The organism is Bradyrhizobium sp. (assembly GCF_028868675.1).
GTDB lineage: Bacteria > Pseudomonadota > Alphaproteobacteria > Rhizobiales > Xanthobacteraceae > Bradyrhizobium.
The window spans coordinates 1-2,470 of record NZ_JAGWUA010000347.1; the positions used below are offsets into that span (position 1 = coordinate 1).

At 68.1% G+C, this 2,470-nt stretch carries 3 protein-coding genes; 1 reads left to right on the plus strand and 2 read right to left on the minus strand.

From position 1 onward, the window contains the following. Together KGM94_RS24870 and KGM94_RS24875 are read right to left on the minus strand one after the other, a co-directional pair. Window positions 1-373 (minus strand): cation:proton antiporter (locus KGM94_RS24870; protein WP_300265295.1); only part of this gene is annotated, 373 nt, incomplete at its 3' end. Window positions 374-462: 89 nt separating this feature from the next. Further along, window positions 463-1,635: an MFS transporter gene (locus KGM94_RS24875; protein ID WP_300265296.1), complete on the minus strand. Its 1,173-nt coding sequence runs from the start codon at window positions 1,633-1,635 to the stop codon at window positions 463-465. A gap of 76 nt (window positions 1,636-1,711) precedes the next feature. Between KGM94_RS24875 and KGM94_RS24880 the strand changes: the two genes are divergently transcribed. After that, window positions 1,712-2,470: helix-turn-helix transcriptional regulator (locus KGM94_RS24880; RefSeq protein ID WP_300265298.1), on the plus strand; the 759-nt coding region annotated here is incomplete at its 3' end.

Below are 2,470 nucleotides of genomic sequence, written 5' to 3' on the forward strand. Positions count from 1 at the left end.
CGAGCTTGAGGTCGGTCTCCATTCCGGTCAGCAGCAGGAGCAGAAGGATGCCGACCTGCGCGATGCCGTCGATCATCGCCTTCTGCTCGGGCGCGTTCGGAAAGATCGCCTGCTGCGCCTCCGGCCACAGCCAGCCGAACAGCGACGGTCCGAGCAGGACGCCGGCGAGCAGTTCGCCGATGACGGAAGGCTGGCCCGTGCGCTGCATGACCTCGCCGAGCCCGCGGCCGACCGCGATCAGCAGCATGATCTGCGCGATCAGCAGGAATTCGGAAGGACCGGGCGATTTTGGGGCGTCGGCGCCGGCCGCCAGGGTCGAGAGGACCAGCATCGGACAGGCCAGGCGCGCCGACCGGAGCAGGCTCCACTGCATGCCGTTGCGCCTCCCCCTTCGCGGCGCCGGCAGGACACCGGCAGCGACGGGATGAGAACCCCAGCGGGCGAAGGAAGTTCCCGGGTCGCTCAGGCCGGCTGCGGCACCTTGATCTCGCGCGGCAGGATGAGCGCGGCGGCGATCGCGAACAGGCAGAGGCCGGCAAAGGCGTGCAGCATGGTGACGAAGCCGCCCTGCTCGTAGAGCCAGGCGACGAGGCCGACCGAGGCGCCGGCCGCGGTGAAGCCGACGAAGTAGCGCACCGCATAGGCGCGCGAGCGCCATTCCTCCGAGGTGTACTTGCCGACCATGGCGTCGTTGACGGTGACCTGCCCGAACGCGCCCATGACGATGCCGATCGACACAACGATCAGCGGCAGGTTCGACAGGCTCGCCGCCAGATAGAGAAACGGCGCCAGCATGAAGGACAGCGGCACTGCCACCGTCTTCAGCGAATAATGGTCGAGCAGCCGGCCGATCGTGTACTGCGTCATGGCGCCGAACACGTAGACGCCGGCCGCGATCGTGCCGAGCAGCGCCGGGCTGTTCGTCAGATCGGCGAGCCGCTCCGCGAACAGTTTTGGCAGCGCCACGGTGACGGCGTTGAAGGTGGTGGAGATCGCGATCACCACGATCAGGAGCGACAGGACCACCCGCCACATGTCTTGCTTGGCGACGCGCGCCTGCGCCGCCGCCTGCTTCGCGCCCGCGCGGCTCTCATGCACGACCGTGAGCGCGAAGGCGATGCCGACCAGAATCGTGACCGCGCCGGGGATGATGAAGGCGAAGCGCCAGCCGAGATACTGACCGATCACGCCGGTGGCCAGCGCCGAGGAGGCGACGCCGAGATTGCCGAACACGCCGTTCAGGCCCATCTCGCGACCGAGCCGGTCGGCATAGGACACGATCATCGCGGTGCCGACCGGATGATAGATCGAGGCGAAGATGCCGATCGCGAGCAACGCCGCGCCGAGCTGCCACGGCTTCTGCACCAGACCGACCGCGATCATCGAGGCGCCGATGCCGACGAAGAAGATCACCATCATGTGCCGCCGGCTCCAGCGGTCTCCCAGCCAGCCGGTCAGCAGCGAGCCCGCGCCGAAGGCGACGAAGCCCGGCGTCGCATAGGGCAACAGCTCCGAATAGGCCATGCCGAGCGCCGGCCCCATGACGATCACGGCGGCGGCAAAAATCAGCATCGCATAATGGTCGATGAAATGCCCAGCGTTGACGAAGCCGATCACCCGGCCCGGCCTGTTCATGCGAAACATCCTCACTTGCCCGGACTCTCCTGTCCGGAAATGAGTTATATGTCATGGTCATGACGGGATGCTGCCAATGACTATCGTGGAAACGCCAATTCGGGACGTCCGGGGCAGCCACCGCTCCACCGCGGGCGTCCACCTGGTCGCGCGCGACTACGCCAAGGGCACGAGGCTCGAGCCGCACATGCACCGCGAGGCGCAGCTCGTCTATGCCGCGCGCGGCACGATGCAGGTCACCACGCCGAAGGGCCGCTGGCTGGTGCCGCCGGACCGCGCGGTGTGGGTCCCTGCCCGGCTGGAGCACGCGATCGACGTGCTCGCCGACATCGAGATGCGCACGCTGTATTTCGACATGCCCCGGCTGGAGCGCGAGCCGCGGGCCAGGGGCCTCGGCAGAGAGTTCGTGGTGCGGGTGTCGGCCCTGCTGCACCAGGCGATCCTCGCGCTGTTCGATTCCCGCAACACGGCCGAGCGTACCGAGCTCCTGGTCCGGCTCGTGATGCTGGAACTGCACCAGGCCGAGGATTCCGCGACCTTCGTGCCGCTGCCGCGCGAGCCGCGCTGCCGGCGCGCCGCCATGATCGTGCTGGACGATCCGACCGGCGCCTGCGACATCGAGGCGCTGGCGCGTGCGGTCGGCACCTCCGCGCGGACGTTGTCGCGGCTGTTCTCGGCGGAAACCCAGCTCTCGTTCAAGAGCTGGTGCCAGCGCGCCCGCATCGCTGCCGCGATCGAAAAGCTGTCGACGGACGCCGGTCTCTCGGTCAAGCAGATCGCGGCGCTGCTCGGCTATGCCAGCGTGCCGGCTTTTTCGGCAGCCTTCCGGCAGGTG

Coding starts and splice junctions, on each gene's coding strand:
- KGM94_RS24875 (WP_300265296.1), bottom strand. CDS start 1,635: ATGAACAGGCCGGGCCGGGTGATCGGCTTCGTCAACGCTGGGCATTTC.